The following is a 16,366-nucleotide window of genomic DNA, read 5'->3' as shown; positions in this document are numbered from 1 at the left end:
CTACCTTATTCTCACTTAACTTTTGAAACAATCTTATTTATATGAAAAAAATCACTCACGCCGTTATTCCTGTCGCAGGCTTTGGTACTCGTATGTTGCCGTTGTCAAAATCTGTACCAAAAGAGTTGTTACCGCTTGGCAATCGCCCTGCTATTCATTACGTGGTAGAAGAGGCTATCGCTGCGGGTATTAAGCATATTGTCTTGGTCGGTCATGCACAAAAAAGCGCGATTGAAAACTACTTTGATATCAATGCCGAATTGGACAATCAATTGCGCCATAAGGGCAAAGATGAGTTGGCTGATAGCTTAAACTGGTTGCCAGAGGATGTGACTGTGTCGATGATACGTCAAGGTAAGGCGTTAGGTTTGGGACATGCAGTACTAGCTGCTCGACCAATCATTGGTGAGCATGACTTTGCCGTATTGTTACCTGATGTCGTGCTTGATCCATTTACCACTGATATGTCAGCTGATAATTTGGCCTTTATGTTAGATGCCTTTGCTACAGATGGTCACTCACAGATATTGGTTGATCAAGTAGCGGATGAAGACGTACATAAGTATGGTATCGCTCGACTAGATGAAAAGCTCAGTGATACTAATGATATTAATGAAGAAATAAATATTAATGCTAGCTTTAAAGTGGCTGGTTTTGTGGAAAAGCCCAACTTAGCCGCTGCTCCTTCAAACCTAGCTGTAGTTGGCCGCTATGTATTTAGCAACCATATCTTTGATTACTTAGCCAATACTAAAGCTTCAGTCGGTGGTGAAATTCAGCTGACAGATGCGATTGACGCGCTCATTAGTGAATATGGTGTCCATGTCACAACTATGCGCGGCAATAGCTACGATGCAGGCGATATGCGCTCGTATATGCAGGCGTTCATCTACTTCGCCGAGCAGCAATTAGCAGATGATGAGTAGCTGATGAATGAGATAATGGGCGACAAGGTATATAGCAGTGCTCGACATTCTAAATACTGGCAGCAACTACAGATGCTTGCAAAGCACCCGTGGTCGCTTGCACAGCTATTTGCGCAAGATGATAATCGCGCTAAGCATTTTAGCGTGCAGGCTGGCGCGCTGTATATGGACTTTAGTAAGCAGCGTATCGATCAGACAGTATTGTCTAATTTACTGAGTTTGGCCGATAGTTGTGAGCTGGATGCTCGTATTGATTCGTTATTACAAGGGGCGATGGTAAATACCAGCGAGCAGCGAGCTGCATTGCACACAGCATTACGATTGCCAGAGACAGCGACATTACAAGTCGATGAACAAAATATTGTCGCTGATGTACATCATAGTTTGTCACAAGTAGCACGCTTATCAGAGCGCGTGCGCAATGGTACATGGCGCGGGTTTTCGGGCAAAGCAATTACAGATGTTGTCAATATTGGGGTTGGGGGTTCTGATCTTGGACCACTTATGGCAACTACGGCACTCGATGAATGGGCAGATACCAATATTGAAGTGCATTTTGTCTCCAATATGGACGGTACTCAACTTGATAATTTGCTCAAGCATTTAAATCCTGAAACCACACTATTTATTATCTCTTCCAAATCCTTTGGTACGGTTGATACTTTATCAAATGCTAAGACAGCATTATCTTGGCTACTTGCAACAGCAAAACTCCGTGCAGGCACAGAGGATAGTGTATTGCGTCGGCATTTTATCGGCATTTCAGCCAATAGTGAAAAAATGAGTGCTTGGGGAATTCATCCTGAGCATCAGTTGCAGCTTTGGGAGTGGGTCGGCGGTCGATTTTCTCTATGGTCAGCAATTGGCCTTGCCATTGCTATTCGTATCGGTATGAATGGCTTTAAGGCTTTATTAAGTGGTGCTCATAGTATGGATGAGCATTTTGCACAGGCGGACTTTGCTGATAACTTGCCCGTACTGCTAGGCTTGCTAGCTGTTTGGAACAGTACTTTTTTACAAGTAAATGCGCATACCGTATTGCCTTATGATGGTAGGCTAGGCTATCTACCTAGCTATCTTACCCAACTAGAGATGGAGAGTAATGGTAAGTCCGTTACTCGGAATGGGGATCACATTGACTATGATACTTGCCCAATTCTATGGGGTGAAATTGGCTCAAATGCGCAACATGCATTCTATCAGCTGCTACACCAAGGCACGCAGCAGGTTTCCTGTGACTTTATCGCTTGTATACGTCGCTACGGTGATGAGGCGCGAAACTCCTCATTGCAACAACAGCACGAATTGTCTTTAGCCAACTGTCTGGCGCAAAGTCGAGTATTGGCATTTGGCAATGCTGCTGTGACAGATCTGGTCGATCCACAGACAGTTTCCGAAGCAGACAAATATAAGTACTACCGTGGTAACCAACCGTCAACCACATTACTGATTGATGAGCTGACGCCGCATAGCTTAGGCGCATTGATAGCGCTCTACGAGCATAAGGTCTATGTCATGGCCAGCATTTGGGATATCAATCCGTTTGATCAATGGGGCGTCGAGATGGGCAAGCAGATGGCAAACTCCGTACACCATGCTATGCAGCATATCCAGAAAGACTCTCAAGGTCTATTCGATACATCTACTGACCAATTACTACAGCGTATTAAGCAGCTGTCTTAGTAGTATTGATACGTCAATAATATAGGAAAGCACGCTCATGGAGACGGATCTAGATGGTAGCCATATGAATAAAAACAACAATAAATCTGAACCAAACCAATTAACTGATTCCACAGTCTGTGTGCTTATCGGTCATAGCATAGAGACGATTACCAGTGCAGTGGTGCTGGCAAGTTTCGGTCAGTGTGTACATCTTTATGCAGACAAGACGCTACTGACGCAGCAAATCCAGCAATATGGTTTTGAGCATCATCTGCAAGCCCTATGGCAAATGTATGAGCAGCAGCAGGTTATTATTAGTAAGGAATTGCCAGCTAGTGCTGATATGCTAATAAAGGGCTATGAAGCAGCTAGTCATAACGAAACTGATATTCAAAGTACGGTGACGCTTTATTGGTTGTTTTTAGACAGTGTCAAGCTAGCATGGACAGAAGACAGTTGGATTACCGCGTTTAATCAAAGCCATCAGCAGGCGCTACCTGTGATTATGAGCGGCATTGAGCAATTAGGCCATGTAGCCGATTTGGCTCAGCGTTTACGACGTGCTTGGGTCTATTATGTGCCATTTGTATTCTTACAAGACGGCGATGCGTATAGCTCGATGTTGAATCCTTCGTTATGGCTACTGGGTGAAAAGACAGCAAGTAGTAGCCAGCACTTAGATGTATTGAAGCCTTTAATGCAGCATGCACGCGCTACTCATCATGCGGATATCGCAACGATAGAGTTTGCCCGCAGTAGCATCATGGCGATGCTAGCAACCAGAGTAAGCTTTATGAATGAGATGTCACGTTTGGCTGATAGTCAAAATGTCGATATCAGTCAAGTCAGTCGTATAATGGGATTGGATGAGCGAGTAGGCAGCAGTTATTTAAAAGCAGGGTGGGGATTCGGTGGTAATACTTTGCCCACTGAGCTGGCTAAATTGCAACAATCAAGCCGTACACACAGTTTGGATATGCCTCTATTACAATCTATCGTGCATATCAATGAAGATCAAAAAGAGCTAATATTCCGTAAATTCTGGCAATATTTCGATGGTTTTATCGATAATAAAACAGTCATGATTTGGGGCGGTAGTTATAAGTCAGGTTCAGGACGTACCGCTGGTTCAGCTATCCATCCGTTGTTAGCATTACTGTGGTCTTATAATATTCGCACACTGGTTTATAGCGATAAGGCACAGAATGAACTTGCCGAGCTCTATCAACAACAACCTTTGCTTGAGCTTATTACTAGTCCCTATCAACAGCTTTGCGATACCCATGCTATTTTCATCATTAGTTGGTCACCGCGAGATCAATTAAATATCGCCCAAATCAATCAACAAGCCATGCCCGTATTTGATGCGCAAAATGCCCTGACACGTTCACAAATTAATAGCTTAGTAGGTGACTATATGGGTATTGGTCGAACTAAATAGTTTGATTTAACGTTTTCTGTGTATAGAAAAAAGGCTCGCTAACACTCATTAGCGAGCCTTTTTCGACTGACAATCAGAACTGTTTTACTGGGTCAATCACTTTATGTTGGTACGGCACCTTGAGTTGCTAGCCATTGCTGAATTTCTTGAGTTTTAGCAGCTAGTAACGGTTGATCGCCGCGACTTTCGATATTCAATCTGATAAGCGGCTCGGTATTCGATGCTCGCAGATTGAAGCGCCAGTCACCAAAATTCAGACTAAGACCATCAAGCGTCGATTTAACTGGGCTTTGCGTACTAAACTTTTCTTCAATCGCGCTAATAATTGTTGGTGCGTCATAGGTTGTAAGACGAAAGTTTAATTCACCTGAGCTGGGATAGGCGGCAATATAGCCTGTGACCAATTCGGATAGTGTTTTACCAGTGATAGACAACAGCTCAATGGTCAATAACCATGGAATCATGCCACTATCGCAATAGAAGAAGTCGCGGAAATAGTGATGGGCAGACATTTCACCGCCGTACACAGCACCTGAGTCCCGCATGACTTGCTTGATAAATGAGTGTCCAGATTTACTAATGACAGCCTTACCCGTGTGTTCCTCTATCACTGCTTCGGTATTATAAATCACTCGCGGATCATAGACGATTGATTCACTTGGATATTTGTTTAAAAAAGCTTGCGCGAGCATACCGACGATGTAGCTACCATCAATAAATTCACCACGTTCATCAAATAAGAAGCAGCGATCAAAGTCACCATCAAAAGCGATGCCCAGATCCGCGTTGTTTTCCAAAACGGCTTGCTGCGTAGCCACTCTATTGGCTTCAATCATTGGATTGGGGATGCCATTAGGGAAGCTACCATCTGGTGTATGATGTAATTTAATGACTTCAATTGGTGCATCTGCTTGTGCTAGCTTATCAATTAATAAATCGACCACAGGACCTGCGCTACCATTGCCTGAGTTAACGACCAGTTTGAGTGGTTTTAGTTTATCAGTATCGATAAAAGTCATAACATGATCGATGTACGCGCTTTTATCCGTCAATAACTGTAATTTGCCTGATTGATTATCCGTAGTGAACTGCCCAGATTCTGCCAGTGCTTGAATCTCTGCCAAACCATCATCAGCACTGATTGGTTTTGAATGTTCTTTAACCAGTTTTAGGCCATTATAATTGATAGGGTTATGACTGGCAGTAACCTCAATACCACCTAACGCCTGATAGTGACTGGTGGCAAAATATACTTCTTCGGTACCACTCATGCCCAAATCAATCACATCAACGCCAGCATCCATCATACCAGTGATAGCGGCTTGTTTTAATTGCTCACTAGAGTGGCGAATATCGCTACCGATAACGATAGCAGGTTTTAAAGTTGCTATATCATCGGCTTGGGTTTGAGCTGCTGCCTGATAACGCTGATATAAAATCTGTGCGAACGCGCGCCCGATACGGTAGGCAATCTCTTCATCGAGATTGACCCCAAGTTCACCCCGAATGTCATAGGCTTTAAATGAGCTGATAGTAATAGGGTCGAATGTTGCGGTTGGTTGATAGTTGGTGGTCGCAGAAGTGGACATAATGATAAAGTTCCTCGCGCATGAGCAGTGGTAAAATGAAGAGGTTAGTAGCACAATTATAAGCCAAGCTGTGTTCAATGATACACTAACTATTAGACGAATCAGCAAACAACACATAAAACGATAAGAGCCATCCTTATGAGTATTTCAGACAATAAAGTTACCGTGCCTGTACCAGTACAAGGAACACCAGAAGCCACTGGCCAGCTTGATGATTTGTTAGCGTTGATGGCACGACTAAGGGTAGACTGTCCGTGGGACAAAAAGCAAACCAATCATAGTCTTATTCCTTATGCCATCGAAGAGGCTTATGAGCTAGGCGAAGCGGTACAAAGCGACGATGATGAAGACATCAAAGGTGAGCTTGGCGATGTGTTGCTGCAAGTGGTGTTTCATTGTCAGATGTATGCGGAGCAAGGGCGCTTTGATATGAGCGATGTTATTACGACCTTACAAGAGAAGCTGGTTCGCCGTCATCCACATGTGTTTGAAGCCGAAACGCTCAAAGACGATGCGGCAGTAAAAGTACGCTGGGACGAAATCAAGCTTGAGGAGCAGCAGGCACGCGAAGCACGTGGTAAATCAAAGCGTCGCTTAGATCAAGTCAAAGCGGGTAGCGCATTGATGCAGGCGCAAGATGTACAAAAGCAAGCGTCAAAGTTAGGTTTTGATTGGGAAGGTATTGCAGGTGCCGTAGATAAGTTAGACGAAGAGATTGCTGAGCTAAAACACGAGCTAACAGATAAGTCTACAGCTGAGGTCAAAGCTAACATCAGAGAGGTCGAAAAAGAATTAGGCGACTGTATTTTTGCCCTAGTTAATGTTGCACGTAAACTAAACCTCGATGCAGAAGCGGCTACCTTAACCTGCGTGCACAAGTTTAAATCTCGCTTTGGCTACATTGAAACGCAATTGGCTGCTGCTGGAAAGCAGTTAGAGGACAGTGACTTAACTGAAATGGATGCACTGTGGGAAGCGGCGAAACAACATGAACGCTCATCGTAAATTTTCATTTGCCAGCTTACTGACGACCACAGCTTTTAGTCTCCTATTGTCTGTGGTCGCACTCAGTAATGCGAATGCAGATCCGTGTTTTGACGACCCTAAACTTGCTTATGAGTATTTGATCGCGAAAGAAAAAGCTGTTACACAAGCGCGTGAGCAAAAAGTCATCAATATCAATCGAGCCAATGAAGGCGAGCTGGTTTCGTTAGATGGTATCGGTAGCAGTAAAGCGCAGGCGATAATTTTATATCGTGATATGTTTGGCGATTTTAAGACAGTGGGCGAGTTAGCAAAGGTGAAAGGTATCGGTGCAAAAACGGTCGAGAAAAACCGAAGACGTTTAAGCGTGCGCGATTAATGACGATGTTTTGCATTAATTAACCCCAATATTGACAAAATAGCATGTAAGTAAATGTCATAACACCCCCAGTAGGTCCAAAATTTGTTAAACTAGCGGGTACATCCGCCTGATAAACGCTGTGTTATTCAGGGGTAGTTAAAGAATACCGGCGAGGAGTAGATGCATGGCCGAGCGTGCCGCCAAGCAGTTAGAACTGAACAAATCTGAATTACCCAATTCCATTACTGAAGTGATTGCCACATTGACCCGTGCTGGGTTTGATGCGTATATCGTCGGTGGTGGTGTGCGCGATACTTTATTAGGTCTGCGCCCGAAAGACTTTGATGCCGTCACCGATGCCAAGCCGCATGAGATTAAAGATGTCTTTGGTAAGCGCTGCCGCATTATCGGTCGCCGCTTCCAGTTAGCGCATGTGTATTCAGGTCGCGAGTTGATTGAAGTTGCTACTTTCCGTGGTCCACCAACCAGTGATGCTAATACCAATCAAGACGGTATGATTCTACGCGACAATGTTTGGGGCGATATTCAACAAGATTTCTCCCGTCGCGATTTCTCTATTAATGCGCTTTATTATCAACCGCTCAAAGGCATCGTCCATGATTTCTGCGGCGCGCTTGATGATATTGATAACAGAATCATTCGTCTATTGGGCAATGCGCCAGTACGTATCGAAGAAGATCCTGTGCGCTTGTTACGTGCCTTACGTTTCAAAGCCAAGTTGGGTTTTGAGTTTGATGAAGCATTATCTCAGCAGTTTAACGACGGAAACTGGGCGCTGCTTGAGCAAATATCACCGCATCGTCTCTATGATGAAACGCAAAAGATGTTTACCGGTGGCTATCTAGTACCCCTATTGCCATTATTGTTTGAATCAGGTGCGATTGATAGTCTCATTATCTATCCACCGTCTGAGCCAAGTGCTTTAGTCAATCAGGTAGCTATCAATACCGATAAGCGTATTGCAGCGGGCAAGAGTATCAACCCTGCGTTCTTCTATGCTGCCTTATTGTGGGAAAATTACCTGCATCAATTGGCAAAAGCCAAGAAGCGTAATATGCCGTTTGCCGAAGCGCAAATGCATGCGGCTGGTAAAGTCATTGACCGTCAGCGTATCAAAACCGCTATTCCGAAATTTGCTGAGCAATTTATCCGTGATATCTGGATATTGCAGCCGAAACTTGCAGCCCCGCGTAGCAAACAAATCGTTCAGCTATCAGAGCATCCGCGTTTCCGTGCGGGCTTTGACTTTTTGTTATTGCGTGAGCAATGTGGCGATGCAGAGCATCCGCTATCAGAGTCAACCAACGATATGGGTGACTGGTGGCAGACGTATCAAACCTTGTCTGAACAAGAGCAGCAGCAGGCGATTGATGAATTTGACGAAAATATTCGCCGAGGTGCTTATAAAAAAGGGCAACGTGGTCGCGGACGTAATCGTCAAGAATCAAAAACACAGACTACTGATAATGCAGCACCCAATCAGAACAGTACAAAGCAAAACAAAGCCGATGACCGTCCTGAAAAAGGTAGAAATGATCAAACAATGGTAAATGATTCGTCAAATATTCCAGCCCGCCGCCGCCGCGCTGCCAGCCAAACTAAAGCTGGCCGCACTGACAGCGGAAGACAAAACGTGCAGCAACAAGTAGAGCAAGACAATAACGAGCTTGCTCAGCTAAAGCAGTTGTCTCTTGCTAATAACAAACAATCGGCAAGTCAACAGGCAAAGCCTAAGCCGTTATTTGTTATAGAGCACGAGAACGTAGTGCCACCATTGCAGAAGCAACTGTCAGCTGATGATACATCGAAGCGCAGCAAAGCACCTGTACGAAAGCCAGCATCAACTAATCAAAATGCACCAAAACAAGTGGCTAAAGCTGAGCGCGTAGATAGTAGCACTCAGCCGTCTAATACTAACCAGTCAGAAGCTCAAGCGTCAGCTAGTCAGGCTAGACCAGCTCGCTCGATCGCAAGATCACCTGCGTTAGTCAGTATGAATAACGAGCCGATCCCGCATAAGCGTCGCCGTCGTCAACCTACTGTAGATAGTGCGAGCAATATCGAAGTACAAGGCAGTAATAATTCGAAGGGCAGTAATGGCAAAGCACAGCCAGCAGCGAAGTATGCGAAAAAAGCGCCTAAACCTGCAGTTGAATCGACTGATAAAAGCGATACTAAAAGTGTAAAGGAAGTAGGTAGCAAGGCAGTAGATAGCAAAGACGCTACAAAAACCGCTGCACCTGCGAGAGCCAAGAAATCGGTGAAAGCAACTACTACAAAGGCTACTAAAGCGAAGCAAGATACGAGCGATCAGATACCTGCTATAAAAGTAACTGATAACAAAGGCCCTGTACCATCGAAGCGCCGCCGCCGTCAGCCTAGTACTGAAAGCGCATAATATGAATAACAGTACAGATAATAGTAACTGGGTTACCTGTTATGTGGGCTTGGGTAGCAACCTCGCTAATGAGCTAGGTTCGCCTGCCGATCATTTGCAGCAGGCACTTGCAGTAATGCGAGAACATGAGCAGGTACGTGAAGTAAGTGTCTCTTCTTTTTACGCTTCAGCACCGATGGGTCCGCAAGATCAGCCAGATTTTGTTAATGCAGTAGCTGGTTTTGAAACGACACTTACCCCTTATGAGCTGCTTGCTTTTTGTCAGCAGTTAGAGAGCATGGCCAAGCGGGCACGTTTGCGTCGTTGGGGTGAACGTAGTCTAGATGTTGATATTTTGCTATACGGCGAGAAACAGATTACTGATCCAACACTGACAATACCGCATGCTGGCTTAAGTGAGCGCAATTTTGTCTTAATACCACTGCGAGAATTGGCACCAAACTTAACCATCGCCGGTAAGTTGATAAGTGACTATTCACAAAGTCGCGATTGGACAGGTTTAACATTATTATCAAGCGATTGATTATAAGTAAATGATGCTGAGTGATAGATGTTAAATGTTTGAAAGATTCATCTAACGTATTTCAAGTCTAGCTCTGATAGTAGCAATATTGATAATTAAAGGCATTGCAGATTAATTGAGGGTCATATGACGACATTATCTACTCTAAATAAGTTTAAAAAAGACGGTACCAAGTTCACTTGCTTGACCTGTTATGACTCGATGTTTGCACGAATGATGGAAAAAGCCGAAATTGATACGATTTTAATTGGGGATAGCTTGGGTATGGTTGTACAAGGCCATGACTCAACATTACCTGTGAAAGTCAATGATATGGCTTATCACACTGCCAATATTGCCCGTAGTAATAAGCACGCGTTGATATTGGCTGATCTACCTTTCATGAGTTATGTGACACTACCAGAAGCCGTTGCTAATAGCCGCACGCTAATGCAAGCAGGGGCGCATGTCATAAAAATCGAAGGTGGTAGCGAGCTGTGTGAATTGGTAACGACCTTGGCGCAAGCAGGTACACCAACTTGTGTGCATCTTGGTTTGACTCCGCAATCAGTCAACGTGTTTGGTGGTTATAAAATTCAAGGTCGCGGCGATGAAGCAGCTGATAAACTGCTTGCTGATGCCAAGGCAGTCGTCGATGCTGGTGCTGCATTACTGGTACTAGAATGTGTTCCAGCCGCGCTTGCAAAAGCCGTTACTGAAGCTGTGGCCGTGCCAGTCATTGGTATTGGTGCTGGAGCCGATACTGATGGTCAGGTATTGGTTATGCATGACATGCTAGGTATGGCGCATGGCCGAGTTCCACGTTTTATTCATGACTTTTTAACAGATGAGCGCAATAGTACACACAGTATCGAAGGTGCTTTTGCGCTCTATCAGCAGTCAGTACGTGAAGGTAGTTTCCCGACTGAGCAGCACCAATTTAGCTGATTTTGAAGTTATTAAAGTTATTGAATAACAGAACGTTTGAATAGAAGAAAAGTAATCATGTCTCCAATTATTTATCATGATATCTCGTCATTACGTGAAGCGCTTCAGCCTTATCGTGGCCAGCGACGTGACAAACAAGGCCGTCAGCAGCGCATTGCGCTAGTACCAACGATGGGTAATCTGCATGACGGTCATCTTGAGCTGGTAAGAATTGCCAAGCAGCATGCAGATGTAGTGGTGGTCAGTATCTTTGTTAACCCTACTCAGTTTGGCGTTGGGGAAGATTTTGACAGCTATCCGCGTACGCTAGATGCAGATGTGGCTAAGCTTGCGACAGTGAATGCAGATTATGTGTTTGCACCTAGCATTGATGCAATGTATCCAGTATTACCACCACCTACTGCTGTGTTGGCAGGGGTTGTTGCCAATCAGTTATGTGGTCAATCACGTCCTGGACACTTTGATGGTGTTGGTATTGTTGTCGCTAAATTATTCAATATCGTACAACCAGATGTGGCAGTATTTGGACAAAAAGACTATCAGCAGCTTGCTATCATTAAGCAGTTGGTACGTGACTTGAGTTATCCTATTAATATCATTGGTGCGCCTATTGTTCGTGCTGATGATGGCTTAGCGCTATCATCGCGCAATCAATACTTAAGTGCAAATGAGCGTCAAGCTGCCCCTGTATTACATCAAGCATTGCAAGAATTAGCGCAGAGTTTGAAAAGTACGGCTCTTAGTCAGCAAGTATTTGATAAGCTATTAGTAGAGACGCGGACACGTATTAGTGACGCAGGTTTTATTATTGATTATCTGGAAATAAAGACTGAGGAGTTAGGTTCTGTCGTAAGTGACTCTAAAACCTTTAATATAGAGAACAAAAACATCGTTATTTTAGTCGCAGCATGGCTAGGAAAAGCGCGCTTGTTAGACAATCAGTTGGTAGTGGTAAATTAGCTTTTATGACATAGCAGTAGACTAGTTACAATAGACTTGGATGAGTAGATCATGGGTGTAAGTCAGGATCAAAATAGTAATGCAGCAGCAACGATAGCGGATCAGACGTCTACGAATAAGCTCAGTATATTGGTGGTCTCAGGGCGTTCAGGCTCTGGTAAAACCTCAGTATTGAATATCTTAGAAGATCTAGGCTATTACTCTATTGATAATCTACCGCTGTCTTTGTTACCTAATGCTGCTCATAAACTGGTTAATGAAAGCGGCATTCATCGTATTGCGCTGGGTGTCGATATTCGAACGCCACGTGCTGATTTATCTAACTTTGCAGTAACGTATGCTTCTCTCAAGGAGACTTATGGGTCGCATGCGGTACAAATTTTATATGTGACTGCACAAGAGAGTACGCTGATAGCTCGTTTCAATGCGACGCGACGCGTACATCCGCTAATGTCACAAGATATTGATAGTGATAACGCTAAGCATATTGCCTTTAATTTACCTGCTGCTATCAAAAAAGAAGTTGAGCTATTAGAACCAATTGCTGGTCATGCTGATATTAGGATTGATACCAGTAGCCTAAATATTCATCAATTAAAAGATAGCTTGCGTGAACACATAGGCATGGACAATCAGATTGTCATCAATCTACTGTCTTTTGGTTTTAAATACGGTAGCCCTATCGATGCTGACTTTGTATTCGATGTTAGAATTTTACCGAATCCGCACTGGAACCCTGAGTTACGTGACTCGACAGGTCTGGATACTGAGGTAGGTGCATTCTTCTCAGATTATCCAGAAGTAGCAGAAATGATGGGTGATATCGATAAGTTTTTGACCCGCTGGCTACCAGAGTTTTTGCACAATAATCGTCATACGGTCACGGTTGCCATAGGCTGTACGGGCGGCAAACATCGCTCTGTTTTTATCACTGATCATCTACAACGCCACCTTGCTGAGGCCATGCCTAAAGGCGTGAAGGTATTGGCAAAACACCGCGAAAAAAGTCGTTGGTAATGATTTCAGACACTATTTAATTTATTAATTATTATTTTGGAAAGCTTTTATGATCGACTGGAAAGAACAGGACATGCGCGTTTCGCGCACAGAACTCAAAAAAGCCCATGAGCGCTTGCAGCAGTTATCTATACCGCTTGCTAGCTTATCGAAAAAACAGTTAAAAGCTTTACCTGCCAGTGATTATTTTATGGCGGAGCTAATGGCATTGGCTGATATTACTAGCGCCAATGCTCGCAACCGTCAGACCAAACGTGTTGGCAAGCTGATGATTGAAGAAAATCGCCATGAGCTGATAAAGGCACTATTTGATGCCTTTTTTCCTAAAGAACAAGTCTCAAAAATAGAGAGCTGGTACGAGCGCCTGAATATTAATGATGAAGGTACGCTCAAGCAGTTTGTGAAGCAATATAAAGCTTCTGAGCACCACAGTATGTATCAGTTACTATTGTGGATAGAGTATGCCAAACACATGCAAGATGATGAGTTGCTAGCAGAATCTAAAGCAGATTTGGCAAGCTATATACGTGAAGTGGCTATTTTATCGCAGCTGAAGAAATAACATCTATATATCAAGCTAGAAATCTATTAATTAGAATTGTATTAGTTGAAAGACTAGCAATTAAATAATGAGTGATTAAAAGACGTATAGCTAAGAGGTTAAGATGCAAAAAAGCCAATCAATTTATGATTGGCTTTTTTATGCACGACATACAGATATGCTGTACGTCATGTGAGTTATTCAAGTACTTATGGCTCGAATTATTTCTTTTCAGCGCGAGTTTTGTCAACTAAATAGTCAACAACTTTAGCAACTTTAGCGTTTTCACCAGTTACCACATATTTGCCTTGTACCACGACAGATGGAACACCAGTGATTTGATAACGCTTGGCGCCTTCTTGAGAGCGACCGATTTTTGTACCAACGGCAAATGAGTTATATAGGCTGTTAAATTTCTTTTCATCAACGCCTTTTGATGCATACCATTTGCTTAGTGACGCTTGATCAAACAGTTTTTTACCATCTTTATGGATAGCGTCAAATAATGCGTCATGAGTTTTGCTTTCAAAGCCTAAAAGCTGAGCCGCATAGAAACCGCGAGCATTGGCTTCCCAAACAGGGTTAAGTGCTGCTGGTGTCTTAAAGAATGCAACATCTTTGTCTTTGGTTTTTGCCCATTTTTCCATGTGCGGGTTAAGCGCATTACAATGTGGGCAACCATACCAAAAGAATTCACGAACAATGATAGCATCACCGCTGATTTTCTCTGGGTTGTCTAGCACACGGTAATCTTTTCCAGCGACATAATCTGCAGCTTGTGCGCCCATAGAGGCAAGTCCAATGGCCATGGCTAGACCAGTCAGTGTGATGACACGTTTCATACTTTATCCTTGAGGTGTGGAGACTTAGAATGGGTTAAGAGGTTAGTGTCTATATGGTTATTAAACATGTGACACTCTAAAATATATAGCTTTTAAAGCGTCTAAACCAGACAGTGTCGAGTATAATCGAACAATAGCAAAGTATCGACTATGATAACGTAAAATGTATGTACTTGTGAATCGCATTCTTAACCGATAGTTGTAAAGCTGTTAGCTATTATTTAAGGTATATTGCTTGTTACTTTCTGAACCTACTGTTTCTTAAACGTCTGCTTTATTTCTATGCACGGCTCGAAATCGTTTAGAGTATCAGGATGCGATATAGTCACAAGGATACTTATCTTTTCTATATGAAGATACTGCCCAAAAAACAGGGTAAAGTTTAAGCCTATTCACAATCGGTGACGATGTGCTTACGACAAAACTGCTACTCTCATGCTAATATTAAGCACATAATCGTACACTGTAAACGATAATAACGATAGTGACAATCAAGGAACATACCATGAGCTCAGCTTTAAATTCTTCATCAACTTCGAGTGATCAAAATAACAATAGCGCTTTCAATAGTACAGAGTCTAACACCATCAACGTAGATCCTAGCGAAGTCGAAAAATTTAATAACTTGGCAAGTGAGTGGTGGAGCAACACAGGGGCCTTTGCAACGCTACACGAGATCAATCCATTACGTTTAAACTGGATAGAAGAAAACGTCAAACGTGGCTATCAAAACGCTGCTAATAAAACCGCTGAGCAAGGACTTTCTGGCAAAAAAGTACTCGATGTAGGGTGCGGCGGCGGAATATTGTCAGAATCTATGGCACGCCGCGGTGCTGATGTGACAGGGATTGATTTAGGTACAGAAAACTTAAAAGCTGCTGCGTTACATGCAGAGCAAAGCCAGTTAGAGAATACGCTTCGTTATCAGCATATACCTGTTGAAGAGTTAGCAAAAACGCAGGCTGGTCAGTTTGACGTGGTGACTTGTATGGAGATGCTAGAGCACGTGCCAGATCCTAGCTCGATTGTGCAGGCTTGTTATGAGTTACTGGCTCCTGGCGGTGTCTGTGTACTATCAACGATTAATCGCAATCCTAAGTCTTATCTGTTTGCCATCGTTGGTGCAGAGTATGTGCTGCGATTGCTTGATCGCGGCACCCACGACTATGCCAAATTTATCACGCCAGCTGAATTAGACAAAATGGCCCTTAATACTGGATTTGTTCGTCAGGATATTATCGGTTTGCATTATAATCCGCTGACCAAACGCTACTGGCTTGCCCAAAACGTCGATGTTAATTATATGATAGCCGTACAAAAGCCATTGGTTTAATGCTTCACGCAGCCATTTATTTGCCATACTTTCACTAAACACGTCATCAATCTCAAGAGCATTCACTATGACCCAATTTGTAAAAGCTGTTTTATTTGACCTTGATGGGACATTAATCGATACTGCTGCTGATTTTGTTCGTATCATTGGTAAAATGAGTCTCGAAAATGATTGGCAGGCACCGCCTGAAGCAGAAATCCGTGAGCAAGTCTCTGCGGGTGCCTCAGCCATGGTGCAATTGATGCTAAGACATAACGATCAACTCGAAGTCAGCGAGGAAGCGTTGCTTGGGTTTCGTCAGCAGTTCTTAGATGATTATGAAGCAGATATCTGTGTCGATAGCTGCGTGTTTCAGGCGCTTGAAGCGGTACTGACTGAGCTTGAAGCAAAGGGTGTGCCATGGGGTATCGTTACCAACAAGCCACGTTATTTAGCCGAAAAGCTATTAAGTGAGATGCAACTGGATCAACGCTGTGCGGTTTTGGTCTGTCCAGATGACGTATCACGTACCAAACCAGACCCAGAGCCAATGTATATGGCGCTAGAAAAACTGGGTATCCCTCGAGGGGCTGCAGGCTGCGTACTCTATGTCGGTGACCATGTACGTGATATTGAAGCTGGCAACGCTGCTGGCATGCCAACGATTTTGGCCGCTTATGGATATATTCCACCTGAAGATCAAAAGTCTTTGAAAAAATGGGGCGCCGACTATATTACGGACACCCCTGAGCAGCTAAATAAATTGCTGCTATCGTCTGGCAAATTTGAGTATATATAGACTGCTATATATCACCAGATTTACAACCATAAGCACATATCCTCAACGATTTAATGATAA

At 43.5% G+C, this 16,366-nt stretch carries 15 protein-coding genes; 13 read left to right on the top strand and 2 right to left on the bottom strand.

What is annotated here, in order from left to right; all coding sequences use genetic code 11:
- Window positions 1-41 precede the first annotated feature (41 nt).
- Genes ACQKC9_RS07750 through ACQKC9_RS07740 form a run of 3 tightly spaced genes read left to right on the top strand, consistent with a single transcriptional unit; the run spans window position 42 to window position 4,032 of the window.
- Window positions 42-926, top strand: a complete 885-nt coding sequence (locus tag ACQKC9_RS07750; RefSeq protein WP_427621252.1) for a UTP--glucose-1-phosphate uridylyltransferase — start codon at window positions 42-44, stop codon at window positions 924-926.
- A gap of 3 nt (window positions 927-929) precedes the next feature.
- A complete protein-coding gene (pgi, locus tag ACQKC9_RS07745; RefSeq protein ID WP_427621251.1) occupies window positions 930-2,609 on the top strand; it encodes a glucose-6-phosphate isomerase in 1,680 nt (559 codons plus the stop codon).
- A gap of 37 nt (window positions 2,610-2,646) precedes the next feature.
- Entirely contained in the window at window positions 2,647-4,032 is a 1,386-nt protein-coding gene (locus ACQKC9_RS07740) for a UDP-glucose/GDP-mannose dehydrogenase family protein (protein ID WP_427621250.1), read from the top strand.
- 101 nt (window positions 4,033-4,133) lie between these two features.
- On the opposite strand, the gene ACQKC9_RS07735 is transcribed toward ACQKC9_RS07740, so the two are convergent.
- A complete protein-coding gene (locus ACQKC9_RS07735; protein WP_427621249.1) occupies window positions 4,134-5,621 on the bottom strand; it encodes a phosphomannomutase CpsG in 1,488 nt (495 codons plus the stop codon).
- Between the two features lie 138 nt (window positions 5,622-5,759).
- Between ACQKC9_RS07735 and mazG the strand changes: the two genes are divergently transcribed.
- The 8 genes from mazG to yjgA all read left to right on the top strand — a co-directional run bounded on the left by mazG (window position 5,760) and on the right by yjgA (window position 13,374).
- A complete protein-coding gene (gene mazG / locus ACQKC9_RS07730; RefSeq protein ID WP_427621248.1) occupies window positions 5,760-6,626 on the top strand; it encodes a nucleoside triphosphate pyrophosphohydrolase in 867 nt (288 codons plus the stop codon).
- Window positions 6,610-6,984 (top strand): ComEA family DNA-binding protein, encoded by a 375-nt coding sequence (locus tag ACQKC9_RS07725; RefSeq protein WP_427621247.1) that lies wholly within the window; start codon window positions 6,610-6,612, stop codon window positions 6,982-6,984. The genes mazG and ACQKC9_RS07725 overlap by 17 nt, the downstream gene beginning before the upstream one ends.
- A gap of 166 nt (window positions 6,985-7,150) precedes the next feature.
- Entirely contained in the window at window positions 7,151-9,385 is a 2,235-nt protein-coding gene (gene pcnB, locus ACQKC9_RS07720; protein ID WP_427621246.1) for a polynucleotide adenylyltransferase PcnB, read from the top strand.
- Between the two features lies 1 nt (window position 9,386).
- Complete coding sequence (gene folK / locus ACQKC9_RS07715) at window positions 9,387-9,908, top strand: 2-amino-4-hydroxy-6-hydroxymethyldihydropteridine diphosphokinase (RefSeq protein ID WP_427621245.1); 522 nt, start codon at window positions 9,387-9,389, stop codon at window positions 9,906-9,908.
- 126 nt (window positions 9,909-10,034) lie between these two features.
- Entirely contained in the window at window positions 10,035-10,835 is an 801-nt protein-coding gene (gene panB / locus ACQKC9_RS07710) for a 3-methyl-2-oxobutanoate hydroxymethyltransferase (RefSeq protein WP_427621243.1), read from the top strand.
- 57 nt (window positions 10,836-10,892) lie between these two features.
- Window positions 10,893-11,795: a pantoate--beta-alanine ligase gene (gene panC / locus ACQKC9_RS07705; RefSeq protein WP_427621242.1), complete on the top strand. Its 903-nt coding sequence runs from the start codon at window positions 10,893-10,895 to the stop codon at window positions 11,793-11,795.
- Window positions 11,796-11,846: 51 nt separating this feature from the next.
- Window positions 11,847-12,812 (top strand): RNase adapter RapZ, encoded by a 966-nt coding sequence (gene rapZ, locus ACQKC9_RS07700; protein WP_427621240.1) that lies wholly within the window; start codon window positions 11,847-11,849, stop codon window positions 12,810-12,812.
- Window positions 12,813-12,861: 49 nt separating this feature from the next.
- On the top strand, window positions 12,862-13,374 hold the full coding sequence (yjgA, locus tag ACQKC9_RS07695) for a ribosome biogenesis factor YjgA (protein WP_057757930.1): 513 nt from the start codon (window positions 12,862-12,864) through the stop codon (window positions 13,372-13,374).
- Between the two features lie 200 nt (window positions 13,375-13,574).
- On the opposite strand, the gene ACQKC9_RS07690 is transcribed toward yjgA, so the two are convergent.
- Window positions 13,575-14,195 (bottom strand): thiol:disulfide interchange protein DsbA/DsbL, encoded by a 621-nt coding sequence (locus tag ACQKC9_RS07690; protein ID WP_057757933.1) that lies wholly within the window; start codon window positions 14,193-14,195, stop codon window positions 13,575-13,577.
- 505 nt (window positions 14,196-14,700) lie between these two features.
- Between ACQKC9_RS07690 and ubiG the strand changes: the two genes are divergently transcribed.
- Both ubiG and ACQKC9_RS07680 read left to right on the top strand, forming a co-directional pair.
- A complete protein-coding gene (gene ubiG, locus ACQKC9_RS07685; RefSeq protein WP_427621239.1) occupies window positions 14,701-15,528 on the top strand; it encodes a bifunctional 2-polyprenyl-6-hydroxyphenol methylase/3-demethylubiquinol 3-O-methyltransferase UbiG in 828 nt (275 codons plus the stop codon).
- 67 nt (window positions 15,529-15,595) lie between these two features.
- Window positions 15,596-16,306: an HAD family hydrolase gene (locus ACQKC9_RS07680; protein WP_427621237.1), complete on the top strand. Its 711-nt coding sequence runs from the start codon at window positions 15,596-15,598 to the stop codon at window positions 16,304-16,306.
- The last annotated feature ends 60 nt before the right edge of the window (window positions 16,307-16,366 follow it).

The sequence above is a fragment of the Psychrobacter sp. NPDC078409 genome (genome assembly GCF_050268505.1).
In the GTDB taxonomy this organism is placed as follows: domain Bacteria; phylum Pseudomonadota; class Gammaproteobacteria; order Pseudomonadales; family Moraxellaceae; genus Psychrobacter.
Note: the sequence above shows the minus strand (reverse complement) of the source record. Positions and strands in the feature narration are given on the sequence as shown.